Source organism: Phyllobacterium sp. UNC302MFCol5.2 (genome assembly GCF_000686005.1).
In the GTDB taxonomy this organism is placed as follows: Bacteria; Pseudomonadota; Alphaproteobacteria; order Rhizobiales; family Rhizobiaceae; genus Phyllobacterium; species Phyllobacterium pellucidum.
In genome coordinates this window covers 26,415-46,058 of record NZ_JMLL01000015.1, presented here as the reverse complement: position 1 = coordinate 46,058, position 19,644 = coordinate 26,415, and the positions used below count along the sequence as shown (strand labels likewise).

18 protein-coding genes are annotated in these 19,644 nt (G+C 59.6%); 11 read left to right on the top strand and 7 right to left on the bottom strand.

Going from position 1 to position 19,644, the window contains the following annotated elements; translation table 11 throughout:
• The first annotated feature begins 92 nt into the window (after positions 1–92).
• Positions 93–845: a response regulator transcription factor gene (locus BR48_RS0119570; RefSeq protein ID WP_051615243.1), complete on the top strand. Its 753-nt coding sequence runs from the start codon at positions 93–95 to the stop codon at positions 843–845.
• A 424-nt stretch (positions 846–1,269) separates the two neighbouring features.
• Positions 1,270–2,898 (top strand): MFS transporter, encoded by a 1,629-nt coding sequence (locus BR48_RS0119560; protein WP_027232861.1) that lies wholly within the window; start codon positions 1,270–1,272, stop codon positions 2,896–2,898.
• A 6-nt stretch (positions 2,899–2,904) separates the two neighbouring features.
• Here the strand turns inward: BR48_RS0119560 and BR48_RS0119555 are convergent, their stop codons facing one another.
• From BR48_RS0119555 to BR48_RS0119540, 4 genes are all read right to left on the bottom strand, one after another.
• Entirely contained in the window at positions 2,905–3,327 is a 423-nt protein-coding gene (locus BR48_RS0119555) for a nuclear transport factor 2 family protein (protein WP_027232860.1), read from the bottom strand.
• Positions 3,328–3,407: 80 nt separating this feature from the next.
• The gene (locus BR48_RS0119550) at positions 3,408–4,649 is read right to left on the bottom strand and encodes an RNA polymerase sigma factor (protein WP_027232859.1); all 1,242 of its coding nucleotides are present in this window, start codon (positions 4,647–4,649) and stop codon (positions 3,408–3,410) included.
• Positions 4,646–5,020, bottom strand: a complete 375-nt coding sequence (locus BR48_RS0119545) for a YciI family protein (protein ID WP_027232858.1) — start codon at positions 5,018–5,020, stop codon at positions 4,646–4,648. The genes BR48_RS0119550 and BR48_RS0119545 overlap by 4 nt, the downstream gene beginning before the upstream one ends.
• A gap of 128 nt (positions 5,021–5,148) precedes the next feature.
• Positions 5,149–5,562, bottom strand: coding sequence for an SH3 domain-containing protein (locus BR48_RS0119540; protein ID WP_027232857.1), 414 nt, complete (start codon positions 5,560–5,562; stop codon positions 5,149–5,151).
• A gap of 156 nt (positions 5,563–5,718) precedes the next feature.
• Here BR48_RS0119540 and tam point away from each other — a divergent pair, with 156 nt between their 5' ends.
• From tam to BR48_RS0119525, 3 genes are all read left to right on the top strand, one after another.
• Positions 5,719–6,495, top strand: coding sequence for a trans-aconitate 2-methyltransferase (gene tam, locus BR48_RS0119535; protein WP_027232856.1), 777 nt, complete (start codon positions 5,719–5,721; stop codon positions 6,493–6,495).
• 294 nt (positions 6,496–6,789) lie between these two features.
• Positions 6,790–8,082, top strand: coding sequence for an NCS2 family permease (locus BR48_RS0119530; RefSeq protein ID WP_027232855.1), 1,293 nt, complete (start codon positions 6,790–6,792; stop codon positions 8,080–8,082).
• Positions 8,083–8,154: 72 nt separating this feature from the next.
• Positions 8,155–8,760, top strand: coding sequence for a nucleoside deaminase (locus tag BR48_RS0119525; RefSeq protein ID WP_027232854.1), 606 nt, complete (start codon positions 8,155–8,157; stop codon positions 8,758–8,760).
• 79 nt (positions 8,761–8,839) lie between these two features.
• Here BR48_RS0119525 and BR48_RS0119520 read toward each other — a convergent pair whose 3' ends face one another.
• Complete coding sequence (locus BR48_RS0119520) at positions 8,840–9,325, bottom strand: ureidoglycolate lyase (RefSeq protein WP_027232853.1); 486 nt, start codon at positions 9,323–9,325, stop codon at positions 8,840–8,842.
• A gap of 12 nt (positions 9,326–9,337) precedes the next feature.
• Positions 9,338–10,756, bottom strand: a complete 1,419-nt coding sequence (gene puuE / locus BR48_RS0119515) for an allantoinase PuuE (protein WP_027232852.1) — start codon at positions 10,754–10,756, stop codon at positions 9,338–9,340.
• A 174-nt stretch (positions 10,757–10,930) separates the two neighbouring features.
• Between puuE and uraH the strand changes: the two genes are divergently transcribed.
• Genes uraH through xdhC form a run of 4 tightly spaced genes read left to right on the top strand, consistent with a single transcriptional unit; the run spans position 10,931 to position 15,983 of the window.
• Complete coding sequence (uraH, locus tag BR48_RS0119510) at positions 10,931–11,293, top strand: hydroxyisourate hydrolase (RefSeq protein ID WP_027232851.1); 363 nt, start codon at positions 10,931–10,933, stop codon at positions 11,291–11,293.
• A 6-nt stretch (positions 11,294–11,299) separates the two neighbouring features.
• Entirely contained in the window at positions 11,300–12,778 is a 1,479-nt protein-coding gene (gene xdhA, locus BR48_RS0119505; RefSeq protein ID WP_027232850.1) for a xanthine dehydrogenase small subunit, read from the top strand.
• 10 nt (positions 12,779–12,788) lie between these two features.
• A complete protein-coding gene (gene xdhB, locus BR48_RS0119500) occupies positions 12,789–15,119 on the top strand; it encodes a xanthine dehydrogenase molybdopterin binding subunit (RefSeq protein ID WP_027232849.1) in 2,331 nt (776 codons plus the stop codon).
• Positions 15,120–15,125: 6 nt separating this feature from the next.
• Positions 15,126–15,983, top strand: coding sequence for a xanthine dehydrogenase accessory protein XdhC (gene xdhC, locus BR48_RS0119495; protein ID WP_027232848.1), 858 nt, complete (start codon positions 15,126–15,128; stop codon positions 15,981–15,983).
• Positions 15,984–15,994: 11 nt separating this feature from the next.
• On the opposite strand, the gene BR48_RS0119490 is transcribed toward xdhC, so the two are convergent.
• Positions 15,995–16,909, bottom strand: a complete 915-nt coding sequence (locus BR48_RS0119490) for a LysR family transcriptional regulator (RefSeq protein ID WP_027232847.1) — start codon at positions 16,907–16,909, stop codon at positions 15,995–15,997.
• A gap of 134 nt (positions 16,910–17,043) precedes the next feature.
• Between BR48_RS0119490 and BR48_RS0119485 the strand changes: the two genes are divergently transcribed.
• The gene (locus tag BR48_RS0119485; protein ID WP_027232846.1) at positions 17,044–18,285 is read left to right on the top strand and encodes a urate hydroxylase PuuD; all 1,242 of its coding nucleotides are present in this window, start codon (positions 17,044–17,046) and stop codon (positions 18,283–18,285) included.
• Complete coding sequence (gene guaD, locus BR48_RS0119480) at positions 18,282–19,634, top strand: guanine deaminase (protein WP_027232845.1); 1,353 nt, start codon at positions 18,282–18,284, stop codon at positions 19,632–19,634. The genes BR48_RS0119485 and guaD overlap by 4 nt, the downstream gene beginning before the upstream one ends.
• The last annotated feature ends 10 nt before the right edge of the window (positions 19,635–19,644 follow it).

Here is a 19,644-nt window from a genome sequence, read left to right as displayed (position 1 = left end):
GTCTACCGGCCATCGCAGTAAATCATGTCGTACAACTTAGAGTTACAAACAACTGATGGAAAATCAGTGAGTAAGTTTTAGGGGTGAGTATCATGTCAGGAATCACGTATGAGCGAATACCGGATGGCAGGCCAATTGCCGACCGACGTACAGCTGCCCGTCGTGCCACGCTGCATATCGCTTCGGAAAATCCACGGCCGCAAAAGTCGCTTGCCATCATCGACGGGCGCGTGCTCTCTCGCGAGCACCTCTCCTGGGGTCTCCTTGCGAATGGGCTCGGCCTGCATATCGTCAATTTCGGCTCGGTGAATGATATCGAAGACTTCGATGCCTCGGAGTTTTCAGCCATTCTCGTGTGTGTCGACGATTCAAGATTTATGGATAACTCGATTGTGCTCGAAATCGAGGAACTGGTGCTGAGATTCCCGAACGCACCGGTTATCGTCCAGGCCGATATTTGCGGCTTCCAGCAAATACTGACCGTTCTCGAGCATGGGGCACGGGGCTATCTTCCAGGCAATGCCGGCATATCGGTCTGCATGGAAGCAATTTCGATGGCGTTGGCCGGGGGTGTGTTTGTTGCGGCCGAAAATCTGACTGACATCCAGCGCATCCTGGGGACGAGGCGCTACCAATCCAAGCGGGGGGCGATGTTTACACCGCGCGAAGAGGACGTCATTCAGGTGCTGCGGCTCGGTAAGGCGAACAAGTCAATTGCGTATACGCTGAACCTTGCACCGAACACCGTCAAAGTTCATGTCCGCAATATTCTCAAGAAGCTGCGCGTCACGAACCGTTCGGAAGCAATCTACAAGATCAACGCGATGTATGATGAGGTGGCGTGATGTTTAGCCTCGGCATTTTCTTCGCATTGACGACTTTCCTCATGGTGAGCCTGTTGGATCAGGTACTGCGCCAAACCAGTGGGGACCTGGCGGAGAGCCGGGTGGCCAGGTGGTACCGATCCGACGGGGACGAGGCTCGCCATGGGGAAACCATTTGAACAAGGGGCGCGCAAAGCAGCAATTGCACCGTAGATGATGAGTGCAATGCTCAATCGAATTCAAGGGACGTTCGCAATGATGCGGCGTCCCTTTTTTATTGGGCGCCGTCCCCTCGACAAGGGAGAGGAAGGGCGAGCCTCACCCACACTTCCTTAAGACCGAAAACGTAAGTTGAACGGACCGGTCGTTCACGAGAACTGGAATTCGCGGCAGGCTCGCCTATAAGGGCACTACGAGCCATCACCGCAAATAGGAAGCATTCGAGGTGCCAGACCGAATATCGCCACTCGCGCCGTTCAGACACGAAACGTTCCGCACGATCTGGATCGCCAATCTCTCCTCGAACTTCGGATCACTCATTCAGGCGGTCGGCGCCGCATGGATGATGACCACGATCTCGAGTTCGGTCGATATGGTCGCACTCGTGCAGGCATCGACCGCCCTGCCGATCATGCTGTTTTCGCTCATTTCCGGTGCGCTCGCGGATAATTTCAATCGCCGTGCTGTCATGATCGTGGCGCAGACCTTCATGGTCGTCATTTCCGTGCTCCTGACTGTCTTCGCCTATCTCGGACTGATCACGCCCTGGCTCCTCCTCGCATTTACTTTCCTGCTCGGTTGCGGAACCGCGCTCAACAATCCGTCGTGGCAGGCTTCCGTCGGCGACATGGTGCCCCGCGACGATCTCCCGGGCGCCGTTGCACTCAACAGTATGGGCTTCAACATTACGCGCAGCGTCGGCCCGGCGGTCGGCGGTGTTATCGTCGCCGCAGCGGGCGCGGCGGCGGCCTTTGCCGTCAACGCGGTCAGCTACTTTCCGATCATATTCGCCTTGATGCGCTGGCAGCCGAAATACCCGCCCAATACTTTGCCGCGCGAGACGATGGGGCGGGCGATTTCCGCGGGCCTGCGCTACGTTGCGATGTCGCCGAATATCGGCAAGGTGATCTTCCGTGGCTTCATCTTCGGTTTTTCGGCGAGCGCCGTGCTGGCGCTGCTGCCGCTCGTCGCGCGTGATCTGGTGGGCGGCGGTCCGCTCGTTTATGGCGTCATGTTGGGATCGTTCGGGATCGGCGCCATCGGCGGGGCGCTCCTCAGCGCGCGGCTGCGCGAATTCCTGTCGAGCGAAGCAATCGTCCGCATCGCTTTCGCCGGATTTGCCGTGAGTTCAGCCATTGCAGCCGTAAGCCCGAGCGCCTGGCCGACCAATGCAGCCCTTCTTGCTGCGGGCGCCTGCTGGGTACTCGCACTCTCATTGTTCAACGTCACCGTCCAGCTTTCGACGCCGCGCTGGGTTGTAGGACGCGCCCTGTCGCTTTACCAGACCACTACCTTCGGCGGAATTGCTGCCGGCAGCTGGCTTTGGGGTGTTATGGCCGGTGAATATGGGGCCGACAAGGCGCTGCTCGCATCGAGCGTCATCATGCTTGCGGGCGCCGCCATAGGTCTCCGCTATGCCCTGCCGGAATTCAAGACGCTCAATCTCGATCCGCTCAACCGCTTCAGCGAGCCCCTGCTGGCGCTCGATCTGAAACCGCGCAGCGGCCCTATCGTCATCATGATCGACTACATCATTGCCGAGGAAGACGTTCCGGAGTTTCTTAGCGTCATGGCCGAGCGGCGGCGCGTGCGCATTCGCGATGGCGCGGGCCATTGGGCGCTGATGCGCGATCTCGAAAATCCAGAAGTGTGGACCGAGAGCTACCACACTCCAACCTGGGTCGAATACGTCCGGCATAACCAGCGCCGGACGCACGCCGATGCCGAGATCTGGGATCGTATCCGCAAACTTCATCGCGGCGAAGACAATCCGCGCGTGCATCGCATGGTCGAGCGCCAGACCATCGTCCCGCATGATATCGAGGCGCACAAGACCCCGATCGACATGGCTTGATGTCGTTTACGGCTTGAGGTCGAAAGCGCCCTTCATGCTGCCGTCCATGTAAAACGGTACTGAGCTGTGGACATGGGCGATCCTCCAGGTGCCCTCCTGCTTGACGAGGCCAAGGGTCTGGCGGAACCAGAGATCGACATTCTGGCCGTCAGTCTTCGTGCCGGTCATGCGCACGAGGCTCGTTGCGAAGGCTACGTCGCCGCCGACTTCAATGCGCGTATCGCGCGCTTCGCCGCCAATCGGTCCTTCCCAGGTGGCGAACCAGCCTGCAAGATCTTCCGCGTCCTTGCCTTTGTGCTGGAGCGGCGGTGCGAGGGTGAATTGTACGACGTCGTCGGTCAGGTTCGAAACGACGTTTGCGGCATCCTTGGCAGTTATGGCGCTGGACCAGGCCTTGATGGTCGCCTCGACTGCATGTCTCTCGTTCATGGGATTTCTCCTTGATTGATGAACCTCAACTCAAGGACGAACGAAAAGCCGCCAAACCGACAGCAACTGAAACAGATTGTCTAGCCTTCGGCGAGCCTGTCGAGATGCATCCTGATATGGGCCGCTTCGGCCGCCGTATTTGCCAGCGAAATTGCATGATTGAAAGCTTCGCGTGCTTCCTTGGTGCGTCCGACCTTCATCAACAGGCCGCCCTTGACGCCGAAGAAGTGGAAGTAGCCTGAAAGTCTTTCCTCAAGCGGCTCTATCAAGGCAAGGGCGGCTTCCGGACCCTTTACCTTCGCGACGGCAACGGCCCGGTTGAGAGTAACAACTGGCGAAGGGGTCAGCCGTTCGAGCGCGGCGTAAAGGAGATCGATTTCCCTCCAGTCGGTATCCTCGGCCCGCGCGGCCCTCGCGTGCAGCGCGGCAATCGCCGCCTGGATCTGATAGGGACCGGGGCGGCGATGGCGCATCGCCTTGTCAATCAATGCGAGGCCCTCGGCGATCATCTTGCTGTTCCACAGGCGCCTGTCCTGATCTTCGAGAAGAATGACCGCGCCGTCGGCGTCGAAGCGGGCGGCACTACGCGCACTTTGCAGAAGGAGGAGGGCGGTGAGCCCCATGATTTCAGGTTCGGCCGGGAAGAGGCGCAGTAGCAGCCGCGCCAGCCTTATGGCCTCATCGCAGAGCGGGAAACGCGCCTGCTGCTGATGGCCGCCAGCCGAATAGCCTTCGTTGAAGATAAGGTAGACCATGGCGGCAACGACCGCGAGCCGTTCGGAACGCTCGACGGGCCCTGGCGTTTCGAACGGAACATCGCCGCTGCCGATACGAGATTTCGCCCGGGTGATGCGCTGTTCCATGGCGCTCTCGCTAACCAGAAATGCGCGCGCAATTTGACGGACGGACAGCCCGGAAACGATGCGCAGGGCGAGCGGGATCTGCTGGGTTGCCGGAAGATCGGGATGGCAGCAGATAAAAAGTAGTCGCAATATATCGTCGCGATAGTCGGAATTGTCGATCTTCTCGGCAATCGCGGTCTCGCGGTCGCCAAGGTCTGACAGCAATTCCTCGGGCGGCAGCGGCTGTTGCTTCGCCTGACGCCTGACGCCATCAATGGCGCTATTACGCCCAACGAAGATCAGCCAGGCTGTGGGATCGCGAGGGGGCCCGTTCGTCTGCCAGTTTTTCAAGGCACGCAGGCATGCCTCCTGAAAGGCTTCTTCGGCGATATCGAGATTGCGGAAATAACGCAGCAGCGCACCCACCGCCTGGGGGCGGGCGGCCGTCAATGCTGCGTCGATCCAGCACCCTTCGCTCATGTCAGATCGACTCCGGGCCGGAAGATGGAGACAGGGCGTATTTCGTAGGAACCGGTGCCCGGATTGGCGACGGCAAGATCCCTTGCCGTGTCGATGGCCTCTTCGAGCGATGCGCACTCAATGATGTAGAAACCGAGCAATTGCTCCTTGGTCTCGGCAAATGGGCCATCGATGATAATCGGCTCGTCACGGCCCTTGCGCAACGTCGTTGCAGCAGTCGTTGGCAACAGACGCGCGACGGGCCCGAGCCGGCCCTGCTCCCTAAGCTTGTCCTGGACTTTGCCAAGCCGCTCCATGACTGCATCGTCTTCTTCCTTGGTCCAGGCGCCGACGACATCCTCGGGATTGTAGCAAAAAATGGCGTAGAGCATTCGCGTTCGTTCCTCTCTGAGTGATGACGAACAGGTAACGCCAATCCCGACAGCGGGTCGAGAATTTTATGCGATTTCAGTCGAATAAACCCTGATGCGCCGCCAGCGCGACCAGCCGGTCGCTTGCATTACGGACAGGGGTAGCCCGGCGCGATCCGGCAGTTCGGCCGAGGCCGATAATAGGGTGGCGGCGGACGGTATGCGGGCGGGCGATAATATGGAGGCCGGTAGGGCGGCCTGACGACGATCGTCGGCTGGATGACGACTGCCGGCGGACGCGTCGAAACGGCGCGATCGATGTAGTTGGCCGACAGCCAGCCGCGCAGCCCCTGATAGCCGACGCGGCACCAACTGCCTTCGCAAGCGAGAACATCGACCCGCAACCCTGGCGCGAGAGTCGCGACTTTTGCGTAGCCGGTGCCCGGACCCGTGCGAATGTTCACGTTGCCCATTGTATAGGCGGTATAGGCAGCAGCATAAGCGGGCCAGGCGAGAACGCCGAAGCAAATGAAAATAATCGACAGAATCCGTTTATGCGTCATCGTCGCTTCCATCCCGGTCTCTACAACTTCTGTTTGCAATGAGATTCTGTTTTGCTGAGCTTGTCCAGCCGGTTCGGCCTGTTGATCAATAATGGCTGTAATCCCGGGACCCTTCGGATATCCTGCAGTCGAATCTTTGAAACGGAGGCGCCAAAAGTGGCAAAGGCTGTGTGGTCGCCAGACCAGTATCTGAAATTCGAAGACGAGCGCACGCGCCCGGCCAATGACCTGCTGAACGCTATTCCCAATCAGAACGTAAAGGGGGCAGTGGATCTTGGCTGCGGTCCGGGCAATTCGACCGAACTCCTCGTCAAGCGATATCCGGGTGCGGTCATTGCCGGCATCGACTCGTCGGCGGAAATGATCGATCAGGCAAAACGTCGCCTTCCGGACCTGTCATTCGCCGTGGCCGATATCGACGCCTGGCAACCTGGGGAGAAGGTTGACCTGCTCTATGGCAATGCCGTCATGCAATGGCTGCCAGATCACGACCAGCTTTTTCCGCGGCTGCTCGGCTTCCTCAATGAGGGGGGCTCGCTGGCCTTGCAGATGCCCGACAACCTCGAGCAACCCACTCACGTGGCGATGCGCGAGGTGGCGAGGGAGGGCGCATGGGCCAAGAAGATGGCGCAGGCCGATCTTTCCCGCACCAGGGTTGGCGACGCCTCATTCTACTATCAGTTGTTGCGGCCATTGGCGCAACGCGTCGATGTCTGGCGCACGACCTACCATCATCCCCTGCAAGGTCTTGATGGGATTATCGAATGGTTCAAGGGTTCGGGCCTGCGTCCTTATCTTGCGGCGCTTGACGAAGACGAGCGTTTGGGTTTTCTTGAGAAGTACAGGGAGCGCATCGCCTCACAATATCCCCTGATGCGCGATGGCACGGTCTTATTGCCTTTCCCGCGCCTGTTCATCGTGGCAACGCGCTGAACGAGTCTCGAATCTCCAAGGCTGACGGCATTTTCTTTGGCTTTCGAAATCAAGAATTTATTGAAGGTGTTTCGCAAATGAATGCGGAATGGGCACCTAGCATCCATTGTGCGAAAAACGCACAATCGGCTTTGCGGTGGCGACACCGGGAGAATGATGCGCGTGCAGAGGAGTGCACGACAATCATTTTTTCAAGTGGAGAACTATTGAAAATCAGAACGGATGCCATGCTTTCTGGTGCATAACGCACCGGGCGGCAGCCGGAGACTCGGCGTTTTGCCAAGGGGAGGAACAATGCTCGACAGGCTTTTCAAGCTCAAAGGCCACAACACGTCCGTACGCACGGAAGTGCTGGCCGGTATCACGACATTCCTGACGATGTCGTACATCATCTTCGTCAATCCAGAGATCCTGTCCTCGACCGGCATGGACCGCAACGCCATATTCGTGGCGACCTGTATCGCGGCCGCCTTGGGCTCTGCCGTCATGGCCCTGGTCGCTAACTGGCCGATCGGCATGGCGCCGGGCATGGGTCTCAATGCCTTCTTCGCCTTTACGGTGGTCGGGGCCATGGGCTTCACCTGGCAGCAGGCGCTTGGCGCCGTATTCATCTCCGGCTGTATCTTCCTGCTGCTGACGATAACCGGGGTGCGCAGCTGGCTCGTCGCCGGCATTCCCAAATCGCTGCGCAGCGCGATCGCCGCCGGTATCGGTCTGTTCCTTGCCTTTATTGCCCTTAAGACCTCAGGCATCGTCGTTGCCAATCCGGCTACATTCGTTGGGCTGGGTCATCTCGGCGCGACGGGCACGCTGCTTGCAATTCTCGGCTTCTTCATCATTGCCGCGCTTGACGCCATGAAGGTACGTGGATCGATCCTCATCGGCATTCTCGCCGTGACGGTCCTGTCGGTGCTGCTCGGCGTCAGCGAATTCAAGGGCGTCTTCTCGGCACCGCCGAGCCTTGCGCCGACATTCCTGCAGCTTGATGTTCTCGGTGCACTGCATACGGGTTTCCTGCAGGTCATCCTCGTCTTCGTTCTGGTCGAAGTCTTCGATGCCACCGGTACACTTATCGGCGTCAGCAAGCGCGCCGGGCTCATCGAAGAAGGCAAACCGAACAATCTTGGCCGCGCCCTCTTTGCCGACAGCACCGCGATTGTTGCCGGTTCGCTTCTCGGCACCAGCAGCACCACGGCCTATGTCGAGAGCGCGTCGGGTGTGCAGGCTGGCGGACGTACAGGCCTGACGGCACTGACAATCGCGGTTCTGTTCCTTGCTGCCCTGTTCATTGCGCCGCTCGCTGCATCCGTGCCGGGCTATGCAACGGCGCCTGCGCTGCTCTATGTCGCCGGCCTCATGATGCATGAACTCGTTGACATCGAATGGCGCGACGTGACTGAATCGACGCCGGCCGCCCTGACCGCATTGATGATCCCGTTCACCTACTCGATCGCCAACGGTCTCGCTTTCGGCTTCATCAGCTATGTCGTGCTGAAGACGCTGACCGGACGCGTAAGCTCGATCCATCCCGCGACATGGCTCGTAGCTATCCTCTTTGTCGTGCGGTTCGCCCTGTTCCCGGTCTAACAGTGCAACCTGGTCCGGGCGCAATTCAGCAGCCCGGACCAGGTCGTTTCAACCCGAAAAGAAAGACCAAAAATGCCATCAGAAACTTCAACCACAAAGGTGCTCGACGCATTGCTCGATGCAATGGAACAAAAGATCATTCCGATGACGGAGAAGGGCGTTGCGGCCGGAAACAAGATTTTCGGCGCGGCGCTCTTGCGCAAATCGGATCTGTCGGTCGTCTTGGCCGAAACCAACAACGAGACGGAAAATCCGCTCTGGCATGGCGAAGTCCATACGCTGAAGCGGTTCTACGAGGTCGATGGCGACAAGCGCCCGGATTCCCGCGATCTCATTTTCCTGTCGACGCATGAGCCATGTTCGATGTGCCTTTCGGCGATCACCTGGGCCGGCTTCGACAATTTCTACTATTTCTTCAGCCATGAAGATTCCCGCGATGCCTTCGCCATTCCGCATGACCTGAAGATCCTGAAAGAGGTCTTCACGCTGGAGCCCGGCGGCTATAACGCCGAAAACGCCTTCTGGAAGAGCTATTCGATCCACAAGCTGATTGCGCAGCAACCGGAACCGGATCGGACGAGGTTGCAGGAGCGGGCCGCTTCGATCGCGCGCAAGTATGATGATCTGTCTGCGCAGTACCAGGCGAGCAAGGGCGGCAATTCGATCCCGCTCAACTGACCCATCCGATTACAAAAGAAGGCCGCCCGTGTGAGTTCGGGCGGCCTTTCTGTTTAAAGGGCAGGGCATGCTCTCTCGATCAGCGGACCAGGAACGGCTCCGCATAGAAGTGTTCTTCGATGTTGATTCCGTCGCCGCCCCGGTCGATCACGACGAAGTCGCTTTCACCGCCAAGCGGTGTGAGGATGCCGTGCCATACGTTGCGATGAATGTTCACGCCCTGGCCCGGAGAAGTGATGAAGGCGACCGGATCGCTGGGTCCGCCACGCTCGTCATGCGCAGCAACCACCAGGAACGGATTGGCCGAGAGCGGCACAAAAGCCTGGCTCCCGAACGGGTGGCGTTCAACCATGCCAAGCTCCAGCGGCAGTTCGTAAGGCTTGCCGCGCAGGAGGCTTATGAGCGTGCGGGCGTTGTCACCCGTGGTCTCGACCTTGGCAAGGTCATGGTAGCGGGTGCACATGCCGTGATTGATGGGAAAGCTGTGCGCGCCTTCCCTCTCGATGACGTCCCCGAAAGGTGCAAAGGCTTCCCGCGTCAGTTTCTGGATCAGTATTTCACGCATATCGGCCCTTCCTCAGTCCGGCAACATGTCGCGCAACCGCAGCAGGGCAATCTTTTCGACCTGGCGGCAGGCTGTGTTGAACTCGGTCTCGCCATCATTGGCGATGCGGGTCTGGAACGCTTTGAGGATCGCTTGCTTGTTCAGTCCCCGCACAGCGATGATGAAGGGAAAGCCGAACCGCCTGACGTAGTCGGTGTTCAGTTTCGTGAATTCGGCCCGTTCCTCGTCGGTCAGGGCGTCGAGCCCCGCGGAAGCCTGCTCCTGCGTCGAACTTTCGGTCAGGCGCTTTGCCTGCGCCAGTTTGCCGGCAAGATCGGGGTGGGCATTGAGGACGGCGAGCCTTTCCTCTTGCGTGCCCATGCGAAACACTGTGCGCAGTGCCGCATGCAGCCCGGATGCCGTGTCATGGGCGGGCGAAAGCTCCCCGGCAAAAGCCCGGCGGGCAATCCACGGCGAATGTTCGAATACGCCGCCGAAGCGGTCGACGAAGGTCGTTTCGTCAAGTGCGGATGGGCGCGCGGCCTGAGGCTTGTAGGGATGGGTGGCGGCCCAATGTTGCGCGATGTCGACGCGGCGGGCGAGCCACACTTTTTCATGGGATTGGACGTAGTCGATGAAGCGTGCGAGCGCGGCGCTGCGGCCAGGACGGCCGATGAGCCGGCAATGCAGGCCAATGCTCATCATCTTGGGCGAGCCGGCTGCGCCTTCTGCATAGAGCGTATCGAAACTGTCCTTCAGATAGGCGAAGAACTGATCGCCAGAGTTGAACCCTTGTGGGGTCGCGAAGCGCATATCGTTGGCGTCGAGCGTATAGGGAATTACCAGCTGCGACTTGCCATTGTGCTCATACCAGTAAGGCAGGTCATCGGCATAGGAATCGGAAACATAGTCGAAACCGCCTTCGTCGGTGACAAGATCAACGGTATTGACTGACGTGCGGCCGGTGTACCAGCCCTTGGGCCGCTCGCCGGTTGCGGCAGTATGGATGCGGATCGCCTCGAGCAGGTGCTCGCGCTCGGCCTCCGGCGTGAAATCCCTGTAGTCGATCCATTTCAGCCCGTGCGAGGCGATTTCCCAATCCGCATCGAGCATCGCCGCAACCTGGGCCGGTGAGCGCTGCAATGCCGTGGCTACGCCATAGACGGTGACGGGTACATTTTTCGAGGTCAACAGCTCATGCAAGCGCCAGAAACCGGCGCGTGCGCCATATTCGTAGATGGACTCCATGTTCCAGTGGCGCTGGCCCTGCCAGGGCTGCGCGCCCACAATCTCCGACAGGAAGGCCTCGGACGCGGCATCGCCATGCAGGACACAGTTCTCGCCGCCTTCCTCGTAATTGACAACGAACTGAACGGCGATGCGCGCATCGCCAGGCCAATTCGCGCGCGGCGCTTTTCCGCCATAACCATGCATGTCGCGGGGATATCTCACAGAATTCTCCTCCTCAGTCCTTCACTCCGTTTTCTGATTACTCAAATTACCGGCGAAGCATTCCCCCTGAAAAATTTGAAAGTCCCTTTACCAAGCTCCGGCTACCCCGCGAGCACGCCAAACGACAAACTGAGTGTTGGATATTTTAAGAAGTTCTCCACGGGAGGAGGAACGATGCATTCTCACAACGATGCGACCGGGCGCTTGACGACCCATGTGCTCGACACGGCGAGCGGCAAACCAGCCGCCGGACTCAAGGTCGATCTCTATCGCATCGAAGGCGATGCGCTGCAGCCTTTGCACAGCACCCTTACCAACGATGATGGCCGCTGCGACAGTCCATTGCTTTCGGGTGGGAGCATGCGTTCAGGGGCGTACGAGCTTCGTTTTCATGTCGGCGCCTATTTCGGCGGTAGAGAAGCGACGCCGTTTCTCGACGTCGTGCCGATCCGCTTCGGCATAGACGACGAAAAGGCCCACTATCATGTGCCGCTGCTTGTGGCGCCTTTTGCCTATTCGACCTACCGCGGGAGCTGATGCGACATGGCTAGCAAGATCCGCAATTGCGTCCGCTTTGTTCTCAACAGCACCCTCGTCGAACTCAGCAATATCGCCGCTACCGAAACCCTGCTCGATTTCCTTCGCCTCGGCCGGAAGCTGCGTGGCACCAAGGAAGGTTGCGCGGAAGGCGATTGCGGCGCGTGCACGGTGCTCGTCGGCCGGCTGCTCGATGGCAGGCTCAAATATGAGTCGGTCAATGCCTGCATCCGTTTCGTCGGTTCACTCGATGGATGCCATGTGGTGACCGTCGAGGCGCTCGCGGCAAAGGACGGCAGCCTCCATCCCGTCCAGCGCGCCATGGTCGACACGCATGCATCGCAGTGCGGATTCTGCACGCCGGGTTTCGTCATGTCGCTTTACGGCCTCTGGATGGAAGATCCGCATCCCGGCGTCGAGGCCATCGAAAAAGCTCTGCAGGGCAATCTTTGCCGCTGCACCGGCTATGCCGCGATCATTCGCGCCGCCGAGAGCATTTCAGCGGCGGGCGATGCCAGCAAGGATCCACTCGTCACCGAACGAGCGCGCATTACGGAGCAATTGCTCGCCCTCAAGGACAACAAGCGCGTTGCCATCGGCGAAGGCAAGCAACAGCTCATTGTCCCGGCAAATGTCGACGATCTCGCTGACGTGCTCGAAGCCCATCCTGGTGCAACGATCGTTGCGGGTTCGACTGATGTCGGCCTTTGGGTGACGAAGTTCATGCGCGATATCGGCCCGGTCGTATTCCTGTCGCGGCTCGATGGTTTGCGTCAAATCACGGAGGAGCCGAACCATCTCGTCCTCGGTGCGGGCGTTACCTACACCGAGGCCTATCCGGCCATCACCCGCCATTTCCCGCAGCTGAAGGAGTTGTGGAACAGGATCGGCGGCGAGCAGGTCCGCAATATGGGGACGGTGGGCGGCAACGTCGCCAATGGTTCGCCCATCGGCGATACGCCGCCCGCACTGATCGGTCTTGGCGCTTTCGTCGAACTGCGCAAGGGCAATGTCAGGCGTTCGGTTCCAATAGAGAAATACTTCATCGAGTACGGCAAACAGGATCGCACCCCTGGCGAGTTCGTCGAAGCCATTCGCATTCCACGCCTCGCGTCCGATGATCTCTTTGCCGTCTACAAGATATCGAAGCGGCTCGACGAGGACATCTCGTCCGTATGCGGCGCTTTCCGGGTCCGGCTCGACCAGCAGGGACGCGTCGAGAGTGCAGTGATCGCCTTCGGCGGCATGGCCGGTACGCCGAAGCGTGCCGCTGCAGTCGAGCAGGCTCTGGTGGGTGCGATATGGGACGAGGCATCGATTGAGGCTGCGATCCAGCAATTCCCGCAGGATTTCACGCCGCTGACGGATTGGCGCGCTTCCGCCGATTACCGGATGCTGACCGCGAAAAACCTCTTGCGGCGCTTCTATCTTGAATCCGCTGGTGAGAAGCGCGTGCGGTTGAACCGCTACGCCGTGGCTGGTTGAGGAGGATGCGATGAATTCGATACAACCGATCACAAGCATCCGTGGTGGCGTCCACGAGAAACTGCCGCATGAGTCCGGTCACAAACATGTCGCGGGGACCGCCGAATATATCGACGACATGCCCGAACCGGCTGGCACGCTCCACGCCTATCTTGGCTTGTCGCAGCGCGCACATGCCGAGATCGTCTCGATCGATCTCGATGCAGTCGCTGTCTGCGAAGGCGTAGTCGGCGTGCTTACCGCAGACGACATTCCCGGCCACAACGATGTGAGCCCTGCCGGCAAGCACGACGATCCGGTTTTTGCGGTTGGCAAGGTCGAGTTCCATGGTCAACCGATTTTCGCCGTCATCGCCGAAACCCGGCAGATGGCGCGCCAGGCCGCCACAAAGGCGAAGATAGAATATCGCGATCTGGACCACGTTACGGATGTTCTCGAGGCGGAGAGGGCCAACTATCCCCTTGTTATCGATCCGCTGAAACTCGAACGCGGCGACATTGTCGCGGCCATGTCCAAGGCAAGGAATCGCCTCGTGGGCGAGATGCGCATCGGGGGACAGGATCATTTCTATCTCGAAGGGCATATCTCCTTCGCCATTCCCGGCGAGGACGACGAGGTTATCGTCTATTCCTCGACCCAGCACCCGAGCGAGACCCAGCACATGGTCGCTCACGTTCTCGGCGTTCCGTCGAATGCCGTCACGGTCAACGTGCGGCGCATGGGCGGCGGTTTCGGCGGCAAGGAAACGCAGGCCAATCTTTTTGCTGCCGCCGCAGCGATTGCTGCCAAGAAATACAACCGCGCCGTCAAGATACGCCCTGACCGCGATGACGACATGGTTGCGACCGGCAAGCGCCACGACTTCCACGTCGCCTACGAAATCGGGTTTGACGATGAAGGCCGGATCGAGGCCGTAGACGCGACCTATTCGGCCCGCTGCGGTTTCTCCGCTGATCTGTCGGGACCTGTTACGGACCGCGCGCTCTTTCATGCCGACAATTGCTATTTCTATCCGCATGTCCGGCTTCGCTCGCGCCCGTTGAAGACCAACACAGTCTCCAACACCGCGTTTCGCGGCTTCGGCGGTCCCCAGGGCATGGTCGGGGGCGAGCGCATGATCGAGGAGATCGCCTATGCGCTCGGTAAAGATCCACTCGACATCCGCAAAGCCAATTTCTATGGCGGCGAAGGCAGGAACGTCACGCCTTACCACCAGACGGTCGAGGATAACATTATCCCGCAGATCGTGGCGGAACTCGAGGAATCGTCCGATTACCCTGCACGGCGTGCGGCCATCCTCAATTTCAACCGCGAGAGCCGCATCATCCGCAAGGGCATCGCGCTGACGCCGGTGAAATTCGGTATTTCGTTCACCAAAACCGAGTATAATCAGGCAGGCGCCCTCGTTCACGTCTATGCCGATGGCTCGATCCATCTCAATCATGGCGGCACGGAAATGGGGCAGGGGCTCTATACCAAGGTTGCGCAGGTTGTGGCCGATGAGTTCCAGGTCGATCTCGACCGCATCAAGGTCACTGCGACGACGACGGCGAAAGTGCCAAATACCTCTGCGACAGCAGCCTCGTCGGGCTCTGACCTAAACGGCATGGCTGCCGCAAATGCGGCCCAGCAGATCAAGGCGCGCCTTGTCGACTTCGCTGTCGAGAAATTTGGCGTTGCGAAGGAAGAGGTTTTCTTCGAGCCGAACACGGTGCGGGCCGGCGACAATCTCATTGCCTTCAACGAGTTCATCAGGGCGGCCTATGGCGCGCGCGTGCAACTTTCCGCCGCCGGATTCTACAAGACGCCGAAGATACATTGGAACCGGTCCGAAGGTCGCGGCCGCCCGTTCTACTATTTCGCTTACGGTGCATCGGTATCGGAAGTCAGCATCGATACCTTGACCGGGGAATATCAGGTCGACCGGACCGATGTGCTCCACGACGTCGGGCGCTCGCTTAATCCGGCGCTCGATCTTGGCCAGGTGGAAGGCGCCTTCGTGCAGGGCATGGGCTGGCTGACCACCGAGGAACTCTGGTGGGATGCCAAGGGGCGGCTGCGTACCCACGCGCCATCGACCTACAAGATCCCGCTGGCCTCCGATCGGCCACGTCAATTCAATGTCAATCTCGCCAGCTGGTCCGTAAACCGCGAAGAGACGATCCGCCGTTCGAAGGCCGTGGGCGAGCCGCCATTCATGCTGGCGATCTCGGTGCTGGAAGCGCTGTCGATGGCGGTGGCGAGCGTTGCGGACTATCGCCTGTCGCCGCGTCTCGACGCGCCGGCAACGCCCGAACGCGTGTTGATGGCTGTCGAGCGTTTGCGGGAAGCCGGGAGGTGATTTTCCATGCCAAGCAATCGCGACGATATCAGGGATTTCCTCAACCGGCGCAAACGTGTCGTCCTCGTTGAGGTAAAGGCGGCCGATGGTTCGACGCCGCGGGACGCCGGCGCCTGGATGCTGGTGGCGCCGGATTGCATTTTCGGCACGATAGGCGGCGGCCAGCTGGAATACATAGCCATCGATCATGCCCGTCGTGCTTTGAAGCGCGGGAGCGAGATCGAGGCGTTGACCGTGCCGCTCGGTCCCGAAATCGGCCAATGTTGCGGCGGCCGTGTTGCCCTCGACTTCAAGCCTGTCGACCGCGATGCCGCCGCTGCCCTTGTTGAAAAGGTCGACCGCGAAATCGCCCAGCGCCCGCATGTCTATGTCTTCGGCGCCGGCCATGTCGGTGACGCGCTGGCCATGGCGCTTTCGCTGGTGCCGCTCCGGATCATTCTGGTCGACACGCGCGAGGAAGAATTGTCGGCATCACAGGTGTCGGGTGTCGAGACCTGTCTGACCGCCATGCCTGAAGCGCTCGTGCGCGACGCGCCGGAGGGGAGCGCCTTCGTCATCCTGACCCATGATCATGCGCTCGACTTCCTCATCGCCGCCGAAGCGCTGGCCAGAAACGACGCGTCCTATGTCGGCATGATCGGATCGAAAACGAAGCGTGCGACATTCCGCAACTGGCTGACGCGGGAAGTCGGCCGCCCCGAGGTCTTTGAGAGGCTGGTTTGCCCTGTGGGCGGTACAGCCGTCAAGGACAAGCGTCCCCCGGTCATTGCTGCGCTCGCAGCCGCGGAGATCATGACGGCCGCGCTTAACTACCGGCAACGGAACGCCAGCGTCGCCAGCATCAAATTGCGCGTCCCGGCCTGACCGGTCGAGGCTTATTTCAGCATTTCCGTAACGAGACGCTGGCAGCGCTCGGTCATGAAATCGATCATCAGCCGAACCTTCGGATCCTGGAAACGTTTGTGCGGATAGATCGCAGCAAGCTGGATGCTCGCCGGCGGCGTGTCTTCGAGGATGGGTACCAGTTCGCCGTCGTTGAGATGGCTCTTCACTTCGAAAAGCGGCTTGTTGATGATCCCGCGCCCGTCGAGCGCCCAGCGTGTCAGAACATCGCCATCGTCTGAATCATAAGGTCCGCTGACCTCGAGCTTGCGCAAGCCTTCGGGCGTCTGCAGCGTCCAATAGTACTCCTTGGACCCCGGATAGCGCAGAAGCAGGCAGTCGTGATGGTCGGCAATAAGATCATCCGGGGTCGTCGGGATTCCGCGCCTGGCAAGATATTCTGGCGAGGCGCAGATTACCCGCTCGCAATTCATGATGCCGCGCATGCGCAGGTTGGAATCCTCAAGGATACCCAGCTTGAAAGCAACGTCGACGCCCTCGCTCATGATGTCGATGTTGTGGTCGGAAAGACGCAGGCGCACTTCAATGTCGGGGTACTTGTCATGGAATTCGGGAATGCCTGACGCGATGAGCCGCCTGCCTATGCCGAGCGGCGCGGTAATTCGGATCGCGCCTTTCGGTTTCTTGGCAAGATCGGCGATGGCCGCTTCCGCCTCGTTGATCGCCTCGATGATCTTGACGGCGCCATCGTAGAATACTCGGCCGTGTTCGGTGGGTGTCAGCTTGCGCGTGGTACGATTGAAGAGGCGCACGCCAAGATGCCGCTCCAGCTCCTTGATGCGATTGCTCGCAACGGCCGGAGAGGCGCGCTGATCGCGTCCGGCGGCAGACAGGTTTCCGAGTTCGACGACACGAACGAAAACACGAAGGTTATCAAGGTACGACATTGTTTTCGCACAACCCCTACACTGCCCATTGATCTAGCATTTTAAAGTTTTTTTTGAAAGAGATGGGTGCATTAGCCGGTTTCCTCTTGGCATAGGCTTTGGCACATACTCTTCAGACTAAAAGGGAGAGCCACATGTACGAATACGCCGTCGCCTGGGAATGGTTGAATTTCGCCTTCCGCTGGTTGCATGTCATCACCGGTATCGCGTGGATCGGCTCGTCTTTCTATTTCGTCGCGCTCGATCTTGGCCTGCGTCAGCGTCCCGGGCTTCCGGCCGGGGCCTATGGCGAAGAGTGGCAGGTGCACGGCGGCGGCTTCTACCATATCCAGAAATATCTGGTTGCGCCGGCTCAAATGCCCGAGCATCTGACCTGGTTCAAATGGGAGTCCTATGCAACCTGGCTGTCGGGCTTCGCGATGCTTTGCATCGTTTATTATGCCGGAGCCGACCTCTATCTGATCGACCCGCACGTCCTTGACGTATCGCGTCCGGTCGCCATTGCGATTTCGCTCGCCTCGATTTTCGGCGGCTGGGTCGTTTACGACACCATCTGCAAGTCACCGCTCGGCCGCAACGACACGCGGCTGATGGTTCTGCTCTATTTCGTTCTCGTCTTCATGGCCTGGGGCTATACCCACCTCTTCACAGGACGCGCCGCCTTCCTGCATCTAGGCGCCTTCACGGCGACGATCATGTCGGCCAACGTCTTCATGATCATCATTCCCAACCAGAAGAAGGTCGTTGCGGACCTGATCGCCGGCAAGACTCCGGATCCGGCGCTGGGCAAACAGGCCAAGCAGCGTTCGACCCACAACAACTACCTGACGTTGCCGGTGCTGTTTCTGATGCTGTCCAACCACTATCCGCTGGCATTCGGCACGAAATACAATTGGATCATCGCCTCGCTGGTCTTCCTGATGGGCGTCACCATCCGCCATTGGTTCAACACACGCCATGCCCGCAAGGGCGAGCCGACCTGGACGTGGCTGGCAACGGCAATTCTCTTCATCATCATCATGTGGCTCTCCACCGTACCCAAGGTTCTGTCGGGCGAGAGCGCGGAAGAAAAGCTCTCCGCCGTGCAGCAGCCATTCGTCAGTGCCGAAGCCTTTCCAAAGGTTCGTGACACGGTGCTTGGCCGCTGCGCGATGTGCCACGCAAAGGAACCCGGCTGGGAGGGCATCATAACAGCGCCCAAGGGCGTGGTGCTTGAATCGGACGGGCAGATCGCCGCCCATGCCCGGGAGATTTATCTGCAAGCCGGCCGCTCGCATGCCATGCCGCCCGCCAATGTCAGCGGTATTACCGACGAGGAACGCAAGCTCCTCGTCTCCTGGTATGAGAGTGCCGTCAAGGGAGGAACCGTTCAGTGAACAAGCTCATTTTGCGCGGCCGTGTGCTGACATTCGTCGAGGAGCCCACCAGCATCGACGATCAGTCGGCCTATAATTATTTCGAAGATGGCGCGGTCCTGATCGAGGACGGCAAGATCGTCGATGTCGGCGAATATGCCGCCATCGCCCCGGTTGCTGCCGATGCCAAGATCGTCGATCACCGCCCCAATCTTATCATGCCGGGCTTCATCGATACCCATCTGCACTTTCCGCAGACGCAGGCGATTGCCTCGTACGGCGCGCAGCTGCTCGAATGGCTCAACACCTATATTTTTGTCGAGGAACAGAAATTCTCGTCGACCGCCCACGCGGATTTCATCGCGGGACGGTTCATGGACGAATTGCTGCGCAACGGCACGACCTCGGCTGTGGCCTATTGCTCGGTGCACCGCGAAAGCGTCGACGCCTATTTTACGGCAGCGGAAAAGCGCGGCATGCTTATGATCGGCGGCAAGGTGATGATGGATCGCAATGCGCCCGACGCGCTCCGCGATACCCCGCAGTCAGGCTATGACGATACCAAGGCGTTGATCGCCAAATGGCATGGACGCGGCCGCGCGCATTATGCCATCAGCCCGCGCTTTGCCATCACCTCGACGCCCCGGCAGATGGAAATGAGCCAGGCCCTGGTGCGCGAACATCCCGAATGCTACGTGCAGACGCACCTTTCGGAAAACCGCGACGAGATCGCGTTTGCGACCTCGCTCTATCCGTCGGCCAAGGACTACACCGATATTTACGCCGGATACGGCCTTCTCGGCGAAAAAATGCTGCTCGGCCATTGCATCTTCCTGTCGGATCGCGAAATTTCCGTGCTCGCCGAAACGAAGTCGGTCGCCGTTTTCTGTCCTACCTCAAATCTGTTCCTCGGCAGCGGCCTCTTTGACCGAGACCGCTTCCGTTCGCTCGGCGCACGCATTTCTGTCGCGACCGATGTCGGCGGCGGTACAAGCTTCTCGATGCTGGAGACGATGAGCGAGGCATACAAGGTGCTGCACGTGCAGGGCCAGCGTCTGTCGCCATTCGCGTCCTACTACATGATGACGCTCGGCAATGCCCGCGCGCTCGGTCTTGAAGACCGCATCGGATCCCTCCGGACCGGAGGCGATGCCGATATCGTCGTTCTCGACAGCAAGGCGAAGCCTGCGATGGAACTGCGCATGCGAACGGCAACGACGCTTGCCGAAGAGCTCTTCATTTTGCAGACGATGGGTGATGACCGCTCGGTCGCCGAAGTCTATGTCGCTGGCAAGCCGATGAAGAGCAGGATCGACACGGCCGCGCCGCAGGTTAAGGCTCGGGCCTTGCCGGAACTGCAGACCGCGTAGGCAGGTGCGG

What these genes read in the sequence shown, in the direction of transcription:
- BR48_RS0119570 (WP_051615243.1), top strand. Translation starts at nt 93, where the DNA reads ATGTCAGGAATCACGTATGAGCGAATACCGGATGGCAGGCCAATTGCC.
- BR48_RS0119555 (WP_027232860.1), bottom strand. Translation starts at nt 3,327, where the DNA reads ATGAACGAGAGACATGCAGTCGAGGCGACCATCAAGGCCTGGTCCAGC.
- BR48_RS0119550 (WP_027232859.1), bottom strand. Translation starts at nt 4,649, where the DNA reads ATGAGCGAAGGGTGCTGGATCGACGCAGCATTGACGGCCGCCCGCCCC.
- BR48_RS0119545 (WP_027232858.1), bottom strand. Translation starts at nt 5,020, where the DNA reads ATGCTCTACGCCATTTTTTGCTACAATCCCGAGGATGTCGTCGGCGCC.
- BR48_RS0119540 (WP_027232857.1), bottom strand. Translation starts at nt 5,562, where the DNA reads ATGACGCATAAACGGATTCTGTCGATTATTTTCATTTGCTTCGGCGTT.
- BR48_RS0119530 (WP_027232855.1), top strand. Translation starts at nt 6,790, where the DNA reads ATGCTCGACAGGCTTTTCAAGCTCAAAGGCCACAACACGTCCGTACGC.
- BR48_RS0119525 (WP_027232854.1), top strand. Translation starts at nt 8,155, where the DNA reads ATGCCATCAGAAACTTCAACCACAAAGGTGCTCGACGCATTGCTCGAT.
- BR48_RS0119520 (WP_027232853.1), bottom strand. Translation starts at nt 9,325, where the DNA reads ATGCGTGAAATACTGATCCAGAAACTGACGCGGGAAGCCTTTGCACCT.
- uraH (WP_027232851.1), top strand. Translation starts at nt 10,931, where the DNA reads ATGCATTCTCACAACGATGCGACCGGGCGCTTGACGACCCATGTGCTC.
- xdhA (WP_027232850.1), top strand. Translation starts at nt 11,300, where the DNA reads ATGGCTAGCAAGATCCGCAATTGCGTCCGCTTTGTTCTCAACAGCACC.
- xdhB (WP_027232849.1), top strand. Translation starts at nt 12,789, where the DNA reads ATGAATTCGATACAACCGATCACAAGCATCCGTGGTGGCGTCCACGAG.
- xdhC (WP_027232848.1), top strand. Translation starts at nt 15,126, where the DNA reads ATGCCAAGCAATCGCGACGATATCAGGGATTTCCTCAACCGGCGCAAA.
- BR48_RS0119490 (WP_027232847.1), bottom strand. Translation starts at nt 16,909, where the DNA reads ATGTCGTACCTTGATAACCTTCGTGTTTTCGTTCGTGTCGTCGAACTC.
- BR48_RS0119485 (WP_027232846.1), top strand. Translation starts at nt 17,044, where the DNA reads ATGTACGAATACGCCGTCGCCTGGGAATGGTTGAATTTCGCCTTCCGC.